The 648-nt window shown below is 73.6% G+C and carries 1 protein-coding gene; it reads right to left on the bottom strand.

Annotated elements, in window-relative coordinates:
- On the bottom strand, positions 1-648 hold a 648-nt coding region (locus ACP4J0_RS38655), incomplete at both ends, for a beta-ketoacyl reductase (RefSeq protein WP_426604145.1).

Here is a 648-nt window from a genome sequence, read left to right on the forward strand (position 1 = left end):
CCAGCCGGTTCCGCAGCTCGACCGCCGTCAGCGAGTCGAAGCCCAGCTCCTTGAACGCCCGCCCGGCACCCACCGCGCCAACCCCGCCGTGGCCGAGCACAGCCGCCACCTGGCCCCGGACCAGGTCCAGCAGCATCCGCTCCCGCTCACCCGCGGAAAGGGCGGACAAGCGACCGACGAGCGACACGGCGGCCGGGGCAGCCTCGGCCGCGGGGGCCAGAGCGGTCTGCGCGGTGATCCCACCTCGTACTGCCGGCAGTTCGCGGAACAGCGAGCTGGGGCGCGCGGCGGTGAATCCGGCGAGGAAGCGGTCCCACTCCACGTCGGCCACCGTGAGCGCCGCTTGACCGGAACCGACCGCCTGCCGCAAAGCACTGATCGCCAGGTCCGCCCGCATCGGCGGCACACCGTCCCGGCGCATGCGGGCCGACGTCGCCTCGTCGGCGGCCATGCCGCCCTCGGCCCACGGCCCCCACGCGATCGACGTCGCCGCCAGACCGTCCGCGCGACGCTGCTCCGCCAGCGCGTCCAAGTAGGCGTTCGCAGCGGCGTAATTGCCCTGGCCAGGCGTGCCGACCGTGCCGCTCATCGACGAGAAGAGGACGAACGCGTCCAGCTCGACACCCAGCTCGACCGTCAGCTCGTGCA

This window comes from Streptomyces sp. WG7, assembly GCF_049975785.1.
In the GTDB taxonomy this organism is placed as follows: Bacteria; Actinomycetota; Actinomycetes; order Streptomycetales; family Streptomycetaceae; genus Streptomyces.